Below are 2,725 nucleotides of genomic sequence, written 5' to 3' on the forward strand. Positions count from 1 at the left end.
GAAGAAAGCGGACAAATGGAAAATACATATGTGATTTTTACGGCAGATCATGGGTTGGCAATGGGAAGGCATGGTTTATTGGGGAAACAAAGTCAATTTGATCACAGTATAAGAGCACCCTTTATGATAATGGGCCCAGACATACCTGGAGGTAAAATAAATTCGTCAGATATTTATTTGCAAGATGCTATGGCCACAAGTTTAGAATTGGCAGGTGTTGAGAAACCAGGTTACCTGTATTTTCATAGTGTAATGGATATAGTAAAAGGAGATCAGGATAAAAGCCATTATAATGCTATTTATGGTGCATATATTGACCTCCAAAGAATGATACGGAAGGACGGTTTCAAACTAATAGTATATCCCAAACTGGATAAGGTTTTATTGTATGACTTAGAGAAAGATCCGGAAGAAATGAAGGACCTCTCGGAGTTCCAGGAATATCAACCTAAAATTGATGATCTTTTTCAGGAGTTACTAAACATGCAAAAAGAATTGAATGATACATTGGATATCAGCCAAATGAAAAGAAAGAATGTCTTGTAAAAGCTTCAATATTTTGTGGTGAGTCTTGAAAACCCTGAAGTTTCAAAAAAACAGACAGAAAAATAGTCCTTTATAATTTTACTATCAAACCTGATTTACTTTAGTGTAAACTTTTTGTGTTCTGTAGCCATAAGTCGCCACTACAAAAAAGCATATAAGGGGTAAAATAAAGGAGAAATTTACTTCCGGAACTCCAAGAATTTCAATATCCGTATATCCGGATCCTCCGAAATCCAAAATGGAACCCTGTAAGACTGGCATAATTGCTCCACCTACTATCGCCATTACCAAAAACGCCGCTCCAAACTTTGCGTCTTCCCCAACATCTTCCAGGGCTATTCCGTAAATGGTTGGAAACATGACAGACATGCACAATGAAATACCAACCAGAGAATATAAGCCAGTCATTCCTTGAATAAAAATGGCTCCAAGGGTAAATAAAATAGCCCCAATTGCAAAAAACATGAGCAATCTGCCAGAACTGACATATTTTAATAAATAAGTGCCTATCCAACGGCCAATCAAAAAGAGAATCAACGCCCAATACGCATAGGTGACAGCACTCCGATTGTCAATTCCAAGGGTTTCCGCATATTGATAAATATACGTCCAGCACATAATTTGAGCTCCAACATAGAACATTTGGGCTATTGCACCTTCAACAAACTTTTTATTCCTAAACAAACGTTTTACTGCGTTACTTACGGAGTCGTTAACTATTTCTTTTTTCTCAGGCATCTTAACAAGTGCAATTAGAACAAGCATGAACAATACGAATATTCCCAGAATAACATATGGATTTCGTACAACCATTAAATCAGATGTGCGAACAGCAGTTTTAGCAGTTTCAGAAAGAGTGTCATAGATAATGTTGCCTTGGGCGTCCAGGTCGTCTGACTGGAGCGAACCCAGAATAAATGTCTGTGCTACAAATAAACCAGTTAGGGCGCCAATAGGATTAAATGCCTGAGCCAGGTTTAATCTTCGTGTTGCGGTTCTTGGATCGCCCATAGATAAAATAAACGGATTAGCTGTAGTTTCCAAAAAAGCCAATCCAAAAGTTAGAATGTATAAAGCGGCCAGAAAAAAACCAAACTCTTCGTATGCAGCGGCCGGATAAAACAAAATGGCTCCAATTGCATATAGGATCAATCCAAGCATGATTCCTTTTTTATAGGTATATTTTTTAACAAACATTGCAGCAGGAAATGCCATCGTAAAATATCCGCCGTAAAAAGCCATTTGCACCCAGGATGCTTGAGTATTGTTTAATTCCAGAATTTTCTTAAAAGCCGAGACCATTGGGTTGGTGATATCGTTTGCGAATCCCCATAATGCAAATAAAGATGTAATTAATATAAATGGCAGCAATACCTGTTTGGTGACAACCGGTATTTTCTTGTTGTTATCCATAATGGTTATTTCTTCAATCGACTAATCATTGTCTTGCGTTAATAAAGATCTGTCCAGATGAACATACCCTCCATCGACCGTTATAAATTGTCCGGTAGTATGTGACGATCTATCAGAAATAGTAAACAAACAGGTGTCTGCAATTTCCTGTGGGGTAGTCATTCTGTTTTCAAAAGGAATTTTTTTTATAATTGACTGTAACTTTTTGTCTCCGTTTTCAAGTGATTTTATCCAGGTGTCGTAAGAGGGGGTCCAGCTTTCGGCAATAACTATGGCATTTGAGCGGATTCCATATGCAATAAGGTCTACAGCCCATTCCCTGGTTAGACCCAATACACCTCCTTTAGCAGCAGCATAGCCCGATGTTCCTCCCTGTCCGGTTAAAGCAACTTTAGACCCAATATTGAGAATATTACCTTTATACTTTTTTAATAAGGGTAAGGCATGCTTGACTGTCAAAAAATAGCTTACCATATTCAGTTTTAATGAGTTCATGAATTCTTCATATGACGCGTCTAAGCCTACACCATCATTTACTCCTACATTATTGATGACCACATCTATCCTACCATACTTTTTGGCGATAGTTTCGATGGCAAATTGAATTTGTTCCGGATTTGTAACATCGGTTTTACAAAAGATGGCATCAATCCCTTTTTTTCTAATTTTTTCAATGTATTTAATACCTCTGTCGTTTCTGTCAATAACCGCAGGTATGGCGCCTTCACTTGCCAAATTCTGTAATATCGTTTCCCCAATACTGCCT

3 protein-coding genes are annotated in these 2,725 nt (G+C 37.8%); 1 reads left to right on the forward strand and 2 read right to left on the reverse strand.

Features of this window, described 5'->3' with window-relative positions; genetic code table 11:
- Positions 1-546 (forward strand): sulfatase/phosphatase domain-containing protein (locus WBN20_RS13530; protein ID WP_424282074.1); only part of this gene is annotated, 546 nt, incomplete at its 5' end.
- Positions 547-630: 84 nt separating this feature from the next.
- On the opposite strand, the gene fucP is transcribed toward WBN20_RS13530, so the two are convergent.
- Both fucP and WBN20_RS13540 read right to left on the reverse strand, forming a co-directional pair.
- Positions 631-1,959: an L-fucose:H+ symporter permease gene (gene fucP, locus WBN20_RS13535; RefSeq protein WP_424282075.1), complete on the reverse strand. Its 1,329-nt coding sequence runs from the start codon at positions 1,957-1,959 to the stop codon at positions 631-633.
- A gap of 21 nt (positions 1,960-1,980) precedes the next feature.
- On the reverse strand, positions 1,981-2,725 hold a 745-nt coding region (locus WBN20_RS13540), incomplete at its 5' end, for an SDR family oxidoreductase (RefSeq protein ID WP_424282076.1).

Origin of the sequence: Eudoraea sp. (genome assembly GCF_049665975.1) — a bacterium.
Taxonomy (GTDB): Bacteria; Bacteroidota; Bacteroidia; order Flavobacteriales; family Flavobacteriaceae; genus Eudoraea.

What these genes read in the sequence shown, in the direction of transcription:
- fucP (WP_424282075.1), bottom strand. Translation starts at nt 1,959, where the DNA reads ATGGATAACAACAAGAAAATACCGGTTGTCACCAAACAGGTATTGCTG.